This window comes from Bradyrhizobium sp. WSM4872, from assembly GCF_055811715.1.
Window position 1 is genome coordinate 18757 of the sequence record NZ_JBVVPT010000051.1, and the last position, 15946, is coordinate 34702.

Sequence of the window (15946 nt, forward strand, 5' to 3'; positions counted from 1 at the left end):
CGCCTCATGTTCAAACCCTTTGAAATGGGGAGATTGGTTGGCACGATCAGGCTGCCGGGTTGCGCCAGACGATGTCGCGAATGACGATGGGCTTGGGGATCAGGCCGAGCTTGTGGAAGCGGTCGGCGACGCCCTGCTGCGTCGTGACGATGTCGTCGGTGACGGGACCGACCACGAAGTTCGCGCGATTGGCGGCGAGGGTCTGGATGTCCAGCGGGACGCCGGTGATCGCGGCGAGCGATTTGGCGACCTCGTCGCGGTGCTGCTCGGCCCACTGCCCCGCCGCGGTCGTCACGTCGATGATCTGCTGCAGGATCGCGCCGTGATTCCCCGCGAACTCGCGGTTGGCGATGAAGAAGGAATTGGTCTTGGTGACGTCGCGCGCATTGATCAGGATGCGGCCGCCCTGCTTTGTCTCGCCGATCGCGAAGTAAGGATCCCAGATCGCCCAGGCCTCGATGCTGCCATTGGCGAAGGCAGGCCCGGCGTCCGGCGGCGTCAGATAGACCGGCGTGATGTCGGCATAGGTGAGGCCGGCTTTCTCCAGCGTCTGCACCACGATGTTGTGGGCGCTGGAGCCCTTGGTGAAGCCGACGCGCTTGCCCTTCAGGTCGGCGATGCCGCGGATCGGCGAGTCCTTCGGCACCAGGATGCCCTGCCCGTTGGTGATGGGCTGGCCGGCGGCATAGACGATCGCGGCGCCCGCCGCCTGGGCGAACACCGGCGGGGAATCGCCGACCGCGCCAAAATCGACGCTGCCGACATTCATCGCCTCCATCATCGGAGGTCCCGACGAGAACTCGACCCATTTCACCTCGATGCCCAAGGGCGCGAAATGTTTTTCCAGGGCGGCCTGCTGACGCGTGATAACCAGCACGCCGGTCTTCTGGTAGCCGATACGAATTTCCTTTACCGCGCCTTGTGACGTTCCTTGTGCTTTGGCACTCGAAGCGAATGCGGCGACTGCCGCAGTTCCAACGGATAGTTTGAGAAAGTCCCGACGTTGCATCCGACACTCCAGGCCGCGTGCGGCCGTCCTTCATTCGTGCTCGGGAATGATGGTGCGGCTGATCGGAAGTGTCGAGACGCGCGGAAAAATAGCGATGCAAGCACTGCAGGCGTGGCAGAGCGCATGATTAATCTTTCAATCCACGGAGCGAATGCAGGGGATATTTTTCCGCACGCGAATGTGAAAAACGCACGCGCCCGACCGAGAATTTAACAAATCGCGAAAACAACCCCATGCACAGTAGCCGGGGGGTGCGAAAACAATAACTTACGCTTATCCGAAATTTGTTTTGACTCGTCGGGCAAAACAGGAGCAGGATGGCATCATAGCGGCGTTGCGGATGGACCGGTCCCTGCCGGCCTAATGCAGCCATCTCACGGGCAGATTTTGCAGCCCGCGAAAGGCCCAGCCGCCGATCCGCACCGGTTCGTCGTCGGCGATCTCGAGCCGGCTGGCACGGGCGAACAAGGTCGGCAGTGCGACGTCGGCGATCATGGCGCGCGAGGCCCAGGCGCCGGCGCAGAAATGCGGGCCAGCACCGAAAGCGACACTCTTGGCCGTATCACGCCGCACGTCGAACTGGTCGGCGCGCACGAAGTGCTTCTCATCGCGATTAGCGGAGCCGAACATGAGGAATACGCGTTCATCGGTTTCGAATGCGACGTCTCGGATCGTCCACGGCTTTGCGATGCGTCGCGGCGACATGCCGATCGGCGAGATCCAGCGGGCATATTCCTCGAACGCCTGGAGCCAGGTCACCTCGCCCTGGCGCACGAGATCGAGCTGGTCGGGATGGCTCAGCAGTGCCCAAACCGTGCCGGCGATCGCTTTGCGCGGCTCGTTCTGGCCGCCGGAGATCGCAAGTTTGACATTCGCGCGCACGCTCTCCATCGCCATCCCTGAGGCGAGGAGCACGCCGAGGATGCTCTGGTCGGGATGCTTGCGCATCACCGGCAGGATGTCGTCGATCGCCGCATCGATGCCCGACGTCGCCGCATGGCAGCGCGCCTCGACGGCTGCGTCGCCGCTGTAATTGGCGATGCCCTCGATCATGCCCTGTGACCAGGCGTCCATGTCCGTAAAGCCGATATTGGTGAGGCCGGTGATCGACTTCAGGCATTCGCCGGAGAACGGCAACGCGAAGTCGCGCATGAAATCGATCCGCCCCGGCGCGATCGCGTCGATGATGCGATCGGCATGGGCCTGGAACAGTGCGGTCCAGTGCGCCTTCACCGTCTTCGGCGACACCGTTGGAAACATCGCGCGGCGCTCGACCTGGTGCGCATCGCCGTCCTTGCGCATCATGTTGTGGCCCATCAGCCGGTTCATCAGGCCTGCGGGCTGGTGCGAGGAGAACACGTCGATCTGCTTCTCGGAGATCGAGATGTCGTCGCGGCTCGTCAGCAGCGTCGAGCCGAGCTGCGGCACGAAGGCGATCGGCGCCTCCTTGCGCATCTTGGCGAGCATCGGATAGGGGTCGGCCCAGAACGCGGCCGGGTCGATGTCGATGCGCGGCGCCGTGCTCAAGCTTCGCTCCATTGCTGTTCGCCGCCAATGTTAGCGGCTTCAGGAGGCGCCGTCTGTCCCCAGCGATTGGGACAGCTTCAGTTCAGGCCGCGCGGGCCGGCGAGCAGGCGCAGCACGATCGCAAACAGCTCGCTTTGTGACGAGATGCCGAGCCGCTCATAGGCGCGCTTGCGGTAGGTCAGCGTCGAATGCAGGCTGATGCCGAGTGCCTGCGAGATCGCCTCGGAGCTGAAGCCGGAGAGGATGCGCCGGCAAACGTCCTGCTCGCGCGGGGTGAGGCTGGCGAGCGGCGCACGCGTCGCGAAGAGCGCGGCGAGAGACTGCTCGGTCGTCGCCGACGAGCCGTGCTGGAAGTGGCGTGCCACGCTCGCACTGATGGCCGGCGCGATGGCCTGAAGCCGCGCACGCTGCGCGTCGCTGAAGCGGCCCTGGACAGCGATGCGATAGAAATTGACGTAGAAGCAGGTCTCGTCGACCCAGATCGCGGTCGCGCATTTGTCGACGATGCCGGAATCCACAAAGAACAGTTTTCGGTAGCGGGCGCCGTACATGCGCGGCGCGAAGGAGGGCAACACGAGCGTCGCGCGGCCCTCGCCTTCGAACAGCGCATCGCGGTTGGGATCGGATTGGTGGAACTGGCCGGCATAGGCGGCGCCGAGATCGCCGCCGATCGGGATGTTGCCGGCATCGAGCAGGCAATGTGCGGCGCCCGCGCGGCTCAGCGCGAACACCATGCAATGCCCGACGCCGGCCTGCCCGCGCAGCGTATCGATCAGGATATCAGGGAAATCCGGACGACCGATGGCAAGCACCGCGGACGTGACATCGCCATCTGCCGGATTTGCGGGCGTCCCGTGAGGGCGCATCGTTTTCTCCCCATCGTCTTTTGACGAAATTTATCAGCAATGGCCGCGCAGCGGAAGGCGGGTGTCGCCGGATATCTGCCGTAACGTCGCCAAGCCAGGCGGACGAAGGGGGCTCCTCAGTTGGCACTTTTGCGCAAAATCTTGTCCATCGCTTTTCCCTTGGCCAGCTCATCGATCAGCTTGTCCAGGTAGCGGATCTCTCGCATCGTCGGCTCTTTGACATCCTCGACCCGGACGCCGCAAACCACGCCCTTGATCAGGGCTCGCGAAGGATTGATCTTGGGGGCTTTCGCAAAGAAGGTTTCGAAGTCCGTCCGCTGTTCCAGTTGGGCTTCCAGCTCCTTCTGACCATAGCCTGTCAACCAGGAGATGACCTGATCGACCTCTGCTTTGGTGCGTCCTTTCTTCTCCGCCTTCGCAACGTAAAGCGGGTAAACGCTTGCGAAGCTGGTGGTGTAGATCCGGTGTTTTGTCATGAGCACTCCGGGATCGCTTGTTGCAGGACGTGACACCCTACCCCGCCGCCGCCTTCGCCGGCGCAACGCTGACGGCGAGCTTACCGTAACGGTCGGTAAAGGCCTCCGTGTCGATTTCCTCGAGCTTGATCTCGCCGCTCATGACGCCCTGCTTCCAGGCGGTCTGCGCCGGATCGTTCTGGAATTCCGGCATCACCTCGCGGCCGAACAGCTCCAACGATTCGCAGATGTGCTCGTGGCTGTTCTTGCCCGCCTGGTTGAGCAAAATGACCTGATCGATGTGCGAGCCCTGGAAGCGCTTCAGCTTCCTGCGGATCGTCTCGGGCGAGCCGATCAGACCGCCGCGCAGCGCGGCCTCCTGCGCCTCCGGATTGTCGCGCTTCCACTTGTTGTACTCGTCCCACATGTTGACGGTGTAGGGCGCGGGACGCTGGCGATTCTGCGAGGCGCCGTAGAAGCGCAACGCGAACTGGAAGAAGGTGGCACCATCGGCGCGGGCGCGGGCCTCCTCGTCCGTCTTCGCGCACATGAAGAACGACACCAGCGCCATGTTCGGGTTGATCTCGTAGTCGGCGAGCTTGGCGAGGCGCTTGGTCATGGCGTTGTAATAGGCGTGCACCCAGGCATGCGCGGCATCCGCGCTAACGAACTGGAAGCCGAGCGCGCCAAAGCCATGGCGGCCGGCGCGCTCGATGGTCTGTAATTGCGAGCAGGCCATCCACAATGGCGGATGCGGCTTCTGTACCGGTTTCGGCACGACGTTGCGCAAGGGGATGTCGAAATATTTGCCGTGATGCTCGCTGCCCGCGTCCTTGAACATCGGGAAGATCGCGGCGACGGCTTCCTCGAACACCTCTTTCTTGGTCTCCATGTCGCGGCCGAACGGCGTGAGCTCGGTGATGGAAGCACTCTCGCCCATGCCGAATTCACAGCGGCCGTTGGAGAGCAGGTCGAGCACCGCGACGCGCTCGGCGACCCGTGCCGGGTGGTTGGTCGTGAGCTGGAGGATGCCGTGGCCGAGCCGGATGTTCCTGGTGCGCTGGCTCGCGGCTGCGAGAAATGATTCCGGCGAGGGCGAGTGGGAGTACTCTTCGAGAAAATGATGCTCGACGACCCAGGCGTGGTCGTAGCCAAGGCTGTCGGCCAGTTCCATCTGCGAGAGCGCGTTCTGATAGAGGCTGAGCTCGTCACCGGCCACCCATGGCCGTGGCAGTTGCAGCTCATAGAAGATGCCGAACTTCATGACGCCTCTCCCAAGTTTTCTTGAGTTTTCTTGCCGCTTATATTTTTGTTGCGGGCATCTTAATGGGTGGGGCGGCGCTGTCTACGCAGTCGCAATTCCGTCTTGCGGGAGAAGGTGCTTTTCGGCGCGGCGGCCATTCAGGACCACACCGATGAAGGTAAAGCGCACCAGCAGATGATAGCTCGCCAGCATCGGAGGAAGCGCGACGACGAGAAGAACGCCGAACTTGATCAGCCCGGGCCAGTCGAGCTGCGACAGCGCGACCTGCAGCGCCATCACGATCGGCAGGTGGATCAGATAGAGCCAGTAGGATGCATCGGCGAGGTAGCGCCACGTCCGACTGAAGCCGGACATGAAGCGGAGCGCGAGGCCGATGACCGCGAAGGTCGAAATCCATATCGCCGGCGCATACAGGATCACGGAGACAAGCCGGAGCGTGGCGAAGCCGAAAGGCAGTTTCGGTGCACCCGGCGCAGACGTCATCGCCCCAACCAGCACGAAACTGATCAGGATCAGAGTGATTGCGAGCAGAAGATGCGGCAGCCAGCGCCGCTCAATCAGCCGCAGCAGATCGATCTGCCGATGCAGCAGCCAGCCGATCGCGAATGCGGTGCCGAAGCCGATCCAGGCCTGCGCGTTGGTGATGAGCGATTGATCCGGCGTCCTCACGCCCATCACGTTGATCCAGCGTTGATCGAGACAGAAGGCGATGCCGATCGGGATTGCCAGAACCAGGGGGGCCAGCGGATTTCGCATGATCCGCGCGAAGGCACGGTCGATCACCGCTCGCCACCCGCCTGACGCATCTAGCCAGACAAATGCGCCGCGCAGGAGCAGAACGGCGACATAAAGCTCCAGCAGCACATAGATGAACCAGAGATGGGTCAAGGGGAAATTCGGCAGCACCGGTGGCCAGCTGCGGGACCAGCCGCCGTTCGGGAAATGAGACGCCCAGATCGCGATGAAGTACATGGGCGTGAACAGGATCGGCCAACCGATCACGAGCGGCAGCCCGATTCTCAGGAGCCTGTCGCGGACGAAGCCCCTAACGCCCCGGCGATGAAAGCTCATGCGGGCGAAAAAACCCGCCATCAGGAAGAAAGTCGTCATCCGGAAGACGTGGATGGTGAAGGTCAGCAGGCCCAGGAGCAGGCTTGGATGGGTGTCCTGGATGAACCAGAACCGGGGCGTGGCGGGCACGAACGACATGGCCGCGTGCAGGACGATGCCGAGCAGCAGGGCGCCGCCCCTGAGTGCATCAAGAGCGTGCAGCCGTTCCGATGCAGGGGTGGCGGCGGTCGAAGGTGACATGGGTGGGCTCATTCGGCTGGCGAGAGGATCTGCCGGACAGTCTGCCCAATCGGCACAGGGCGTTCTCGCCTGATCCAAAAATCGGCTAGCCGATTTCGCGGCGCGGCTGGCTGAGTTCAGCGCTGTCGGGCCGGCTCAGCGCCTCACGCCGGAATTCGGTCGGGGTCATGCCGGTTTCGGCCTTGAACGCGCGATTGAAAGGTCCGATCGACTGGAAGCCCGCATCCATGGCGATGGTCAGCACCGGGACCTCCCGCTGCGTCCCGTCGGACAGCGCCAGCCTGGCGTCCTCGATACGGTAGCGATTGAGGAAAGCATTGAAGTTGCGATAGCCCAGCCCTTCATTGATCGCTTGACGCAGCCGATGCTCGGGAACGTCGAGCCGCCCCGCGAGCGCTCCGATGGCAAGCCCCTCCTGCCGGTAGGTTCGCTCCACCGTCATCAGATGGTCGAGACGCCGGAGCAGGATCGGGTCGACAACGACCCGCCCCGCGGCGGCGCGATCGGCGGCCGGGGCTTGCCTCCCCGCCTCGCCGGATGCGATCGCGGCCGTGGCGTCGTTGACGGCCATCGCCGGCGCGCTGAACAGGCCGAGGCCGGCAAGCATGGCCACCACGAACAGCCCGAGCGCGGCCGGGCGCGCCGGGAACCGCGACGGGAATTGCGGCGAAGCCGGCGACGGCGACGGTCGCGATGAGCACGACATTGATCGCAAGCATCGCCAGCCGCAGTCGGCGTCGCCGCGCGACCAGATCGGCTCGCCAGGTCTTGACCGTCTGAACCGCGGCAGCGAGGGCCAGCACCAGGGTGGCCAGGGCCAGGACTCGCCCGCCTGCGCCGGCCAAAGCGGGCCAGTTCGCCCAGCCCAGCGTGATCGCAAACCCGAAAGCCACGATGCTCAGCCACAGCGCGCCGTGCCAACGCCTCAGCACAAAATCGTCGTCGAACGCCGCGCGCGCCCACAGCCAGAAGACCGCAGGCTGCGCGGACAGGATCGGCAACGTCCACCACCAAGCCGTTTTGGGCAGGCTGGGCGCCGTCGCGATCGCATAGAATATGCCGCCTGCGCACATCGCGATGCCCAGAAAAGCCTGTTGGCCGGTCGCACGACGCAGCAATGCCACGAGAACGATCAACAGGAACACGCTGCTCGCCGCGCCGCGAAGTCCGAGATCGATCGCCGTCAGCCCTGCCGCGTTCACCACTCGTATCCCCGTTCGATGCCAAACTGTCGCATCGCCTTCGCACGGGTACAACCCAAACTTGCGCTTGTGGTCTGGCCGCGGCCATCATCGCAGCTCGACGGATTGATCCAGATCAAGGCGTCAGTGGCCATGCTGCATCTAAGGTGCGGCAAGGCAACGGCCCGGATGCCGTCCCAATCCCCACATTTCAGACGAGACCGAACATGTCGGCCCCCGACGACGCGACTTCGCGCGTGCGCCGTAAGCGCATGGAGATTTTCGCATTCCTGTTCCTGACCGCGATCGTGATGCCCGTCCTTGCGGTCGGAACGGTGGGCTCCTACGGGCTCGGCGTCTGGATCTACCAGATGTTTGCCGGCCCTCCCGGCCCGCCGCCCTCCCCGCATTGATCTCCTCGAAGCGAAAGACAGGCATCATGGCCGAATCCAAACTCAACCGCCGCGCATTGATCACCGGCCGGGTGCTCAGCGCCGACCGCCTCGTCGCGCCGCCCGGTTGCGAAATCGCCAGCATCATCGTGCAGGCGCGCCCCGAGCGGCTCGCCGCACTCGAGGCCGCGATCACTGCCCTTGCCGGCTGCGAGATCCACGGCCGCGACCCGCGCGGCAAGCTCATCGTCGTGACCGAAGCGCCTGATGCCGGCAGCCTCGGCACCCTGCTCAACACCATCCAGTCGCTGCCCGACGTCTATTCCGCAGCGCTCGTCTTCCACGCCATTGAAACCGCCTGAGTCAGGAAGAGCCATTATGACATCGCCAAAGCTCGACCGCCGCCAGATGCTGAAGCTCGAGGCCGCCGCCATCGCGGCCGCCGCTGCGGGCATGCCGGCACCGGCGCTCGCCGCAAACCTCGTCGCCGAGCGCGACGTGGCCGAACTGAAATGGGACAAGGCCGCCTGCCGCTTCTGCGGTACCGGCTGCTCGGTGATGGTCGCGACCAAGAACAATCGCGTCGTCGCCACCCACGGCGATATCAAGGCCGAGGTCAATCGCGGCCTCAACTGCGTCAAGGGCTACTTCCTCTCCAAGATCATGTACGGCCACGATCGCCTGACGCAGCCGATGCTGCGCAAGACGGCAGGCAAATACGACAAGAACGGCGAGTTCACGCCCATCTCCTGGACCGAAGCCTTCGACATCATGGAGGTGAAGTGGAAGGAGGCGATCAAGAAGCGCGGGCCGAACGGCGTCGCCATGTTCGGCTCCGGCCAGTGGACGATCTGGGAAGGCTACGCGGCCTCAAAGCTGTTCAAGGCCGGCTTCCGCACCAACAACATCGATCCCAACGCGCGCCACTGCATGGCCTCCGCCGTGGCCGGCATGATGCGCACCTTCGGCATCGACGAGCCGGCCGGCTGCTATGACGACATCGAGGCCACCGACGCCTTCGTGCTGTGGGGCTCCAACATGGCGGAGATGCATCCGATCCTGTGGACCCGCCTCGCCGACCGCAGGCTCTCCGCGCCGCATGTCCGCGTCGCCGTGCTCTCGACCTTCGAGCACCGCTCGTTCGACCTCGCCGACATCGGCATGGTGTTCAAGCCGCAGACCGATCTCTATCTGCTGAATGCCATCGCCAACCACATCATCAAGACCGGCCGGGTCAACAAGGACTTCGTTGCCGCGCATACCATCTTCAGGCGCGGCCAGACCGACATTGGCTATGGTTTGAGGCCCGAGCATCCGTTGCAGAAGAAGGCAACAGGCGCGGCGAAGGCCAACGATTCCACCGAGATGAGCTACGACGAGTACGTCAAGTTCGTTTCGGAGTACACGCTGGAGAAGGCGGCCGAGATGTCGGGCGTGCCGCTCAACCGGCTGGAGGCGCTGGCCGAGCTCTATGCCGACCCCAAGACCAAAGTGGTCTCGTTCTGGACCATGGGCTTCAACCAGCACACCCGCGGCGTCTGGTGCAACAACCTCGTCTACAACATTCATCTGTTGACCGGAAAGATCTCCTCGCCCGGCAACAGCCCGTTCTCGCTGACCGGCCAGCCCTCGGCCTGCGGCACCGCGCGTGAGGTCGGCACTTTCTCGCACCGCCTGCCTGCGGACATGGTGGTCACCAACAAGGAACACCGCACCAAGACCGAGCACATCTGGCAGCTGCCCGAAGGCACCATTCCCGACAAGCCCGGCGCGCATGCCGTGCTGCAAAGCCGCATGCTGAAGGACGGCCTGATCAACGCCTATTGGGTGCAGGTCAACAACAACCTTCAGGCTGGTCCCAACGCCAACGAAGAGACCTATCCGGGCTTCCGCAATCCCGACAATTTCATCGTGGTTTCGGACGCCTATCCGTCGGTCACCGCGCTCGCCGCCGATTTGATCCTGCCGACCGCGATGTGGGTGGAGAAGGAAGGCGCTTACGGCAATGCCGAGCGGCGTACGCAGTTCTGGCATCAACTCGTCGCTGCCCCGGGCGAGTCGAAGTCCGATCTCTGGCAGCTCATGGAATTCTCAAAGCGCTTCAAGATCGAGGAGGTCTGGCCCGAGGAGCTGATTGCCAAGAAGCCGGACGTGCGCGGCAAGACGCTGTTCGACGTGCTCTACAAGAACGGCCATGTCGACAAGTTTCCGGTCTCCGACATCGAGCAGGGCTACCTCAACGACGAGTCCAAGGCGTTCGGCTTCTACGTCCACAAGGGCCTGTTCGAGGAATACGCCACCTTCGGCCGCGGCCACGGCCACGACCTCGCGCCGTTCGACACCTATCACCGCGAGCGCGGCCTGCGCTGGCCTGTCGTCAACGGCCAGGAAACCAAATGGCGTTTCCGCGAGGGCAGCGACCCCTACGTCAAGCAGGGCACCGACGTGCAGTTCTACGGCTATCCCGACGGCAAGGCGCGCATCTTCGCCCTTCCCTACGAGCCGCCGGCGGAATCGCCCGACAACGAATATCCCTACTGGCTCTCCACCGGCCGGGTGCTCGAGCACTGGCATTCCGGCACCATGACGCGCCGGGTGCCCGAGCTCTACAAGGCCTTCCCCGAGGCCGTGTGCTTCATGCATCCCGACGACGCGCAGGAGGCGAAGATCCGCCGCGGCGACGAGGTCAAGGTGGTCTCCCGCCGCGGCTTCATCCGTGTCCGCGTCGAGACCCGCGGCCGCGACCGGCCGCCGCGTGGCCTGGTCTTCGTGCCGTGGTTCGACGAATCCAAGCTGATCAACAAGGTGACGCTGGACGCCACCGATCCGATCTCGCTGCAAACCGACTACAAGAAGTGCGCCGTGCGCATCGAGCGGGTGAACGTGTCATGATGAAACGATTTGGAGTAGCGCTGCTCGCAGTCGCGATCGCAGCCGGCGCGAGTTCGCTGACCGCGCAGACGGTGACGTCAGGCCTGCGCGGCCCGACCCCGCTCAACGACGAAGGTCCGGCGCCGCCGATGCTGCCGAACCGCAACACCTCCGAAAGGGAAGTGCGCAACTATCCGGAACAGCCGCCTGTCATTCCGCATACGATCGACGGCTATCAGATCGACCTCAACGGCAACAAGTGCCTGTCCTGCCATGCGCGGGCGCGCATCGCGGAATCGCAGGCGCCGATGGTCTCGATCACCCACTTCATGGATCGCGACGGCCAGTTCCTGGCTTCGATCTCGCCGCGCCGCTTCTTCTGCACGGAATGCCACGTGCCGCAGAACACCGCCAATCCGCCGGTCAGCAACGACTTCACCGACATCGACACGCTGCTGTCGCGCGCAAGCCCCGGTGGCCGCCGATGACGACGATCGCTGATGAGCCCGACGAGGGAATGAAGGCCAAACGCGGCTTCGTCACGCGAAGCTGGGACTTTGCGCGCGAGCTCTGGCAAGTGCTGATCCGTCCGAGTTCGGTGTTCGGGCTCGGCGTGCTGGTGCTGGCGGGCTTCATGGCCGGCGTGATCTTCTGGGGCGGCTTCAACACCGCACTGGAATTGACCAACACCGAAAAATTTTGCACCGGCTGCCACGAGATGAAGGACAACGTCTTCGCCGAGCTGAAGTCGACCATCCACTTCGCCAACCGCTCCGGCGTGCGCGCGACCTGTCCGGATTGCCACGTCCCGCACAACTGGACCGACAAGATCGCCCGCAAGATGCAGGCCTCCAAGGAGGTCTGGGGCAAGATCTTCGGCACGATCGACACCCGCGAGAAATTCCAGGATCACCGGCTCGAGCTGGCGGCGCATGAATGGGCGCGCTTCAAGTCCAACGATTCGCTGGAATGCCGCAACTGCCACAGCGCCGATTCCATGGACATCACCAAGCAGTCGCCGCGGGCCTCGGTCGCCCATCAGCGCTTCCTGTTCACCAAGGAAAAGACCTGCATCGACTGCCACAAGGGCATCGCCCACCATCTGCCCGACATGCGCGGCGTTCCCGGCTGGCAGTAGGGCGCCCCGCCCGGCTTGAACCGGCGGTGCGAATGGTTAGTTTTGGGGCTGGCGAATCGCTCCGTTTCGCCCCCTCCTCAAGACAGACATGGCCACATTCACCCCGCATCAGGATGCCGCGCTCAAGGCCGTTGGCGACTGGCTCAAGGCCAAACCCGGCCGCAACGGCACGCCGCCGGTGTTCCGCCTGTTCGGCTATGCCGGTACCGGCAAGACCACGCTGGCGCGGCACATCGCCGATGGCGTCGATGGCGAGGTGAAGTTCGCCGCTTTCACCGGCAAGGCGGCGCTGGTCATGCGCAACAAGGGTTGCGACGAGGCCTCCACCATCCATTCGCTGATCTACCGCACCCGCGAATCCGGCGAGGAGCAGCCGAGCTTCGAATTGTGGGACGACGCCCCGGCCTCGAAGGCCAAGCTGATCGTGATCGACGAATGCTCGATGGTCGATGCCGAACTGGGCCGCGACCTGATGTCGTTCGACTGCCCGCTGCTGGTGCTGGGCGATCCCGCCCAGCTGCCGCCGATCCAGGGCGGCGGCTTCTTCACCAATACCGAGCCGGACGCGATGCTGACCGAGGTGCACCGCCAGGCCCAGGACGACCCGATCGTGCGGATGTCGATGGACGTCCGCGAGGGACGCGAGCTCGACATCGGCCGCTACGGCGAGAGCGAGGTGGTGTCGCGCAAGGAGCTCGATCCTGATCGCGTCATGGCCGCCGACCAGGTGCTGGTCGGCCGCAACAACACGCGGCGCGCGTACAATATGCGGGTGCGCCAGCGCCAGAACATCGAGGACGTCTTCCCCGTCGCCGGCGACAAGCTGGTCTGCCTGCGCAACAATCGCAAGAAGGGCCTGTTCAATGGCGGGCTTTGGCGCGTGAAGTCGCGCAACACCTCGCGCTCGAAATCCCGCATTCTCAGCATGAGGCTGTCGCCGGACGAGGATCTCGGCCACAAGGTGACGAAGGTCTCGGTGCGCGCCGATTGCTTCGAGGGCGGCGTCGAGGCGATCGCCTGGGAGCAGCGCAAGCCCTATGACGAGTTCGACTACGGCTACGTGCTGACCGTGCACAAGTCGCAGGGCTCGCAATGGGACGACGTCGTGCTGTTCGACGAGAGCTTTGCGTTTCAGGAGAGCCGGGCGAGGTGGCTGTACACGGGCATCACGCGGGCGGCGAAGCGGCTGAGCATCGTCGTTTGATGTCGCGCTGCCGTAGGGTGGGCAAAGGCGCAAAGCGCCGTGCCCACCATCTCTTCACAGAAGAATAGAAACGGTGGGCACGCTTCGCTTTGCCCACCCTGCGGCACCGGCATCGCGGCTCACTTCCCCACAACGAAATAAAAATCCTCTCTTCCCGGCGGCGAGCCGTACGAGAACGGCTGCTGCACGTGCTTGGTCACGAGCCAGACGTCGTCGCGGACGATGTCGAACAGTTTTCGGATCTCGACGCGCGGCACCTTGATTTCGCGGGCGAGCGCGGTGGCGAACGGGCTGTCGGCGCCGCCGTCGCCGTCCATCGCGGTCTCGCCGTGCTTGGCGGCGTAGACCACCATGAAGCCGGCGCCGGGTTCGATGTTGGAAAAGCCCTTGTCCACCAGCTTCAGCGACAGCGTGTGCTGCATGGTCGGCGCGAACGGATTGTCGCGGCAGGCATCCAGCATCACCAGACGTACTTTTCGCGCCGCGCCTACCGCCGCGATCACCTGCTCCAGCGCAACCGCCTGGGTCTCGGCGTCCCTGTCGGCGGCAAGCTTGGCATCGACGGGAACGAGGTAATTGACGCCGCCGATCTCGAAACCGTGGCCGGCGTAATAGACCACTGCCCAATCCGCCTTCTCCGCCTCGGCCGCAAACGCCTGCAACGCTTCGAAGAACTTGTCGCGGGTGAGATCGCTGACGGATATCACGGTCTGGAAGCCGACATCGCGCAGCGCGGCTGCGATCATTTTCGAGTCGCGGGGCGGATTGGGCAAGGCGTGGACGTTCTTGTAGGCGCCGTTGCCGATCACGAGCGCCACGCGGCGTCCCGTTGATCCGGCTGGCGCCTGCGGTGTCAGCGCGGCCAATCGCTCCTGCGCGATCGCGCGGGCACGCGCGACATCGAACTCGTCGAACTTCGTCAGCGAATAGGCCGCCGCGCGATAGTCGGCACGGGCCTGGGCAAGATCCTTCTTGCGCTCGTAGATCTGGCCGCGGCCTGAATGTGCGCGGACATTGTTCGGGTTGATCTGGATCGCAATGTTGTAGTCCTTCAGCGCCGCTTCGAAATCGCCCTTCAACATGTTGACGTCGGCGCGATTGTTGATCGCGTACGCGTTCTTCGGCTGCTTCTCGATCAGGCCGTTGCAGTCGGCGAAGGCCTGGTCGTACTTGCCCATCATGCCGTAGGTGATGCAGCGGTTGCCGGTGATCTGCTGCGCGGCCGGTTCGATCTTCTCGGCCTCCGCGAAATCGGCGAGCGCGCCGTCAAAATCCTTCATCAGCGTGCGCACGCGGGCGCGGTTGGTGTAGCCGAGCAGAAACTTGGGCGCGTATTTGATCGACAGGTTGAAATCGTCGAGCGCGCTTTGCAGCGCACCCCGGCGCAACTGGATGATGCCGCGGTTGTTGTAGGGGACACCGTAGGTCGGGCGCTTCTGGAGCGCGAGGTTGTAGTCCGCCATCGCATGGTCGTCCTGGCCCGTCCGCTCATAAGCGAGGCCGCGCAAATTGAGCGTGACGACGTTGTCGGGATCGAGGTCGACGGCCATGGACAACGTCTCGATCGCGTGGCCGTAGTCGCGCTTGTTGATCAGCGTATTGCCGCGCACGGAAAGCGCGATGCCCTTGTCCTTGCCGGTGACGCGATCGGCATTGAGCAGTTTGTCGCAGGCCTGCGCCCTCGCCTGCGCATCTGCCTGGCGGTCGCGGCAAAGGGCGAGGTCGTCGCCGGGTTGCGGTTCGGCCGCCGCGATCGAGCTCCAGCCGGCCAGGACGGCGAGCACGGGGACGAAGGTCAGGGATACGAGGCGCAGCATGTTGTCAGGTCAGCTCCAGCCATCATTCTTTAGGTCGATCACCGATCGCACCGGTTCATCTAGCGCGGAGTTCCGGTCCTCGCCAAGCCAAGCTGCTCCAGGCGGCGCGTTTCACAGACTCGTGTCCGTCCGGCCGTAACAATCGCCCGGTCCGCCCGTATCTCGAATGTCCGAAATTGCCGGGCAGGCTGTTCGCCCGGCCCCAACCGCCCTAGACTGTCAGACCTTCGGAAAGAGGATCGCCATGCGCCGACCTGCCCTCCTGTCCCTGCTCGCCGCAACCACCGCCCTGACGCTGGCTTTTGCCGCGCCGACCCGGGCCGCAGAGGATGCGGTCGTGATCCCCGCTCCCGCCGTTGACGCGGCGCCCGCCAGCGGGATCCAGACCGCAGTGATCGCCGGCGGCTGCTTCTGGGGCGTGCAGGGCGTGTTCCAGCACACCGCGGGCGTCGTCAACGCGGTCTCCGGCTATGCCGGCGGCACCAAGGCGACGGCCGACTACCAGACCGTCTCGAGCGGCCGGACCGGCCACGCGGAATCGGTCGAGATCAAATACGACCCGAAGAAGATCTCCTATGGCAAGATCCTCCAGATCTACTTCTCGGTGGCGCACGACCCGACCCAGCTCAACCGGCAGGGCCCCGATAGCGGGACGCAATATCGCTCGGCGATCTTCACCACTTCCGACGAGCAGAAGAAGGTGGCCGAAGCCTATATCGCCCAGCTCAACGGCGCCAAGGTCTTCAGCAAGCCGATCGCGACCAAGGTCGGGGCGCTTGAGGCGTTCTATCCGGCGGAGGCCTATCACCAGGATTATCTGACGCTGCACCCGAACCAGCCCTATATCGCCTACAACGACCTCCCGAAGGTCGAGAACCTGAAAAAGCTGTTCGCGGATAACTATATCGAGA

Annotated in this window: 14 protein-coding genes and 1 pseudogene; 7 read left to right on the plus strand and 8 right to left on the minus strand. The window is 64.1% G+C overall.

What is annotated here, in order from left to right; translation table 11 throughout:
* Positions 1-46 precede the first annotated feature (46 nt).
* From AC0L3C_RS35310 to AC0L3C_RS35340, 7 genes and pseudogenes are all read right to left on the minus strand, one after another.
* On the minus strand, positions 47-1009 hold the full coding sequence (locus AC0L3C_RS35310; RefSeq protein ID WP_473410318.1) for a sulfonate ABC transporter substrate-binding protein: 963 nt from the start codon (positions 1007-1009) through the stop codon (positions 47-49).
* Positions 1010-1369: 360 nt separating this feature from the next.
* Positions 1370-2536: a cytochrome P450 gene (locus tag AC0L3C_RS35315; RefSeq protein ID WP_473410319.1), complete on the minus strand. Its 1167-nt coding sequence runs from the start codon at positions 2534-2536 to the stop codon at positions 1370-1372.
* A gap of 77 nt (positions 2537-2613) precedes the next feature.
* On the minus strand, positions 2614-3402 hold the full coding sequence (locus AC0L3C_RS35320; RefSeq protein ID WP_473264823.1) for a helix-turn-helix transcriptional regulator: 789 nt from the start codon (positions 3400-3402) through the stop codon (positions 2614-2616).
* 116 nt (positions 3403-3518) lie between these two features.
* Positions 3519-3878: a DUF2200 domain-containing protein gene (locus tag AC0L3C_RS35325; RefSeq protein ID WP_473264824.1), complete on the minus strand. Its 360-nt coding sequence runs from the start codon at positions 3876-3878 to the stop codon at positions 3519-3521.
* Positions 3879-3915: 37 nt separating this feature from the next.
* The gene (locus AC0L3C_RS35330; RefSeq protein ID WP_473264825.1) at positions 3916-5121 is read right to left on the minus strand and encodes an LLM class flavin-dependent oxidoreductase; all 1206 of its coding nucleotides are present in this window, start codon (positions 5119-5121) and stop codon (positions 3916-3918) included.
* Between the two features lie 81 nt (positions 5122-5202).
* Positions 5203-6432 (minus strand): acyltransferase family protein, encoded by a 1230-nt coding sequence (locus AC0L3C_RS35335; protein ID WP_473410320.1) that lies wholly within the window; start codon positions 6430-6432, stop codon positions 5203-5205.
* An 85-nt stretch (positions 6433-6517) separates the two neighbouring features.
* Positions 6518-7634 (minus strand): annotated as a pseudogene (locus AC0L3C_RS35340) (AraC family transcriptional regulator).
* A 206-nt stretch (positions 7635-7840) separates the two neighbouring features.
* Here AC0L3C_RS35340 and napE point away from each other — a divergent pair.
* The 6 genes from napE (at position 7841) to AC0L3C_RS35370 (ending at position 13218) form a co-directional block, all read left to right on the plus strand.
* Positions 7841-8026 (plus strand): periplasmic nitrate reductase, NapE protein, encoded by a 186-nt coding sequence (gene napE, locus AC0L3C_RS35345; protein ID WP_007596178.1) that lies wholly within the window; start codon positions 7841-7843, stop codon positions 8024-8026.
* A gap of 26 nt (positions 8027-8052) precedes the next feature.
* Entirely contained in the window at positions 8053-8367 is a 315-nt protein-coding gene (locus AC0L3C_RS35350) for a chaperone NapD (protein WP_473410321.1), read from the plus strand.
* A 16-nt stretch (positions 8368-8383) separates the two neighbouring features.
* Positions 8384-10897 carry a nitrate reductase catalytic subunit NapA gene (napA, locus tag AC0L3C_RS35355; RefSeq protein ID WP_473264829.1) on the plus strand — a complete coding sequence of 838 codons (2514 nt, stop codon included), beginning with the start codon at positions 8384-8386 and terminating at the stop codon, positions 10895-10897.
* Positions 10894-11364: a nitrate reductase cytochrome c-type subunit gene (locus AC0L3C_RS35360; RefSeq protein ID WP_007614113.1), complete on the plus strand. Its 471-nt coding sequence runs from the start codon at positions 10894-10896 to the stop codon at positions 11362-11364. The genes napA and AC0L3C_RS35360 overlap by 4 nt, the downstream gene beginning before the upstream one ends.
* Positions 11361-12014 carry a NapC/NirT family cytochrome c gene (locus AC0L3C_RS35365; protein ID WP_473264830.1) on the plus strand — a complete coding sequence of 218 codons (654 nt, stop codon included), beginning with the start codon at positions 11361-11363 and terminating at the stop codon, positions 12012-12014. Before AC0L3C_RS35360 ends, AC0L3C_RS35365 begins: the two co-directional genes overlap by 4 nt.
* An 88-nt stretch (positions 12015-12102) precedes the next feature.
* Positions 12103-13218, plus strand: a complete 1116-nt coding sequence (locus tag AC0L3C_RS35370) for an ATP-dependent DNA helicase (RefSeq protein ID WP_007596183.1) — start codon at positions 12103-12105, stop codon at positions 13216-13218.
* A gap of 119 nt (positions 13219-13337) precedes the next feature.
* Here the strand turns inward: AC0L3C_RS35370 and AC0L3C_RS35375 are convergent, their stop codons facing one another.
* On the minus strand, positions 13338-15035 hold the full coding sequence (locus AC0L3C_RS35375) for a caspase family protein (RefSeq protein ID WP_473410322.1): 1698 nt from the start codon (positions 15033-15035) through the stop codon (positions 13338-13340).
* A 244-nt stretch (positions 15036-15279) separates the two neighbouring features.
* Here AC0L3C_RS35375 and msrA point away from each other — a divergent pair.
* The coding region (msrA, locus tag AC0L3C_RS35380; RefSeq protein WP_473410323.1) for a peptide-methionine (S)-S-oxide reductase MsrA at positions 15280-15946 on the plus strand (667 nt) is incomplete at its 3' end.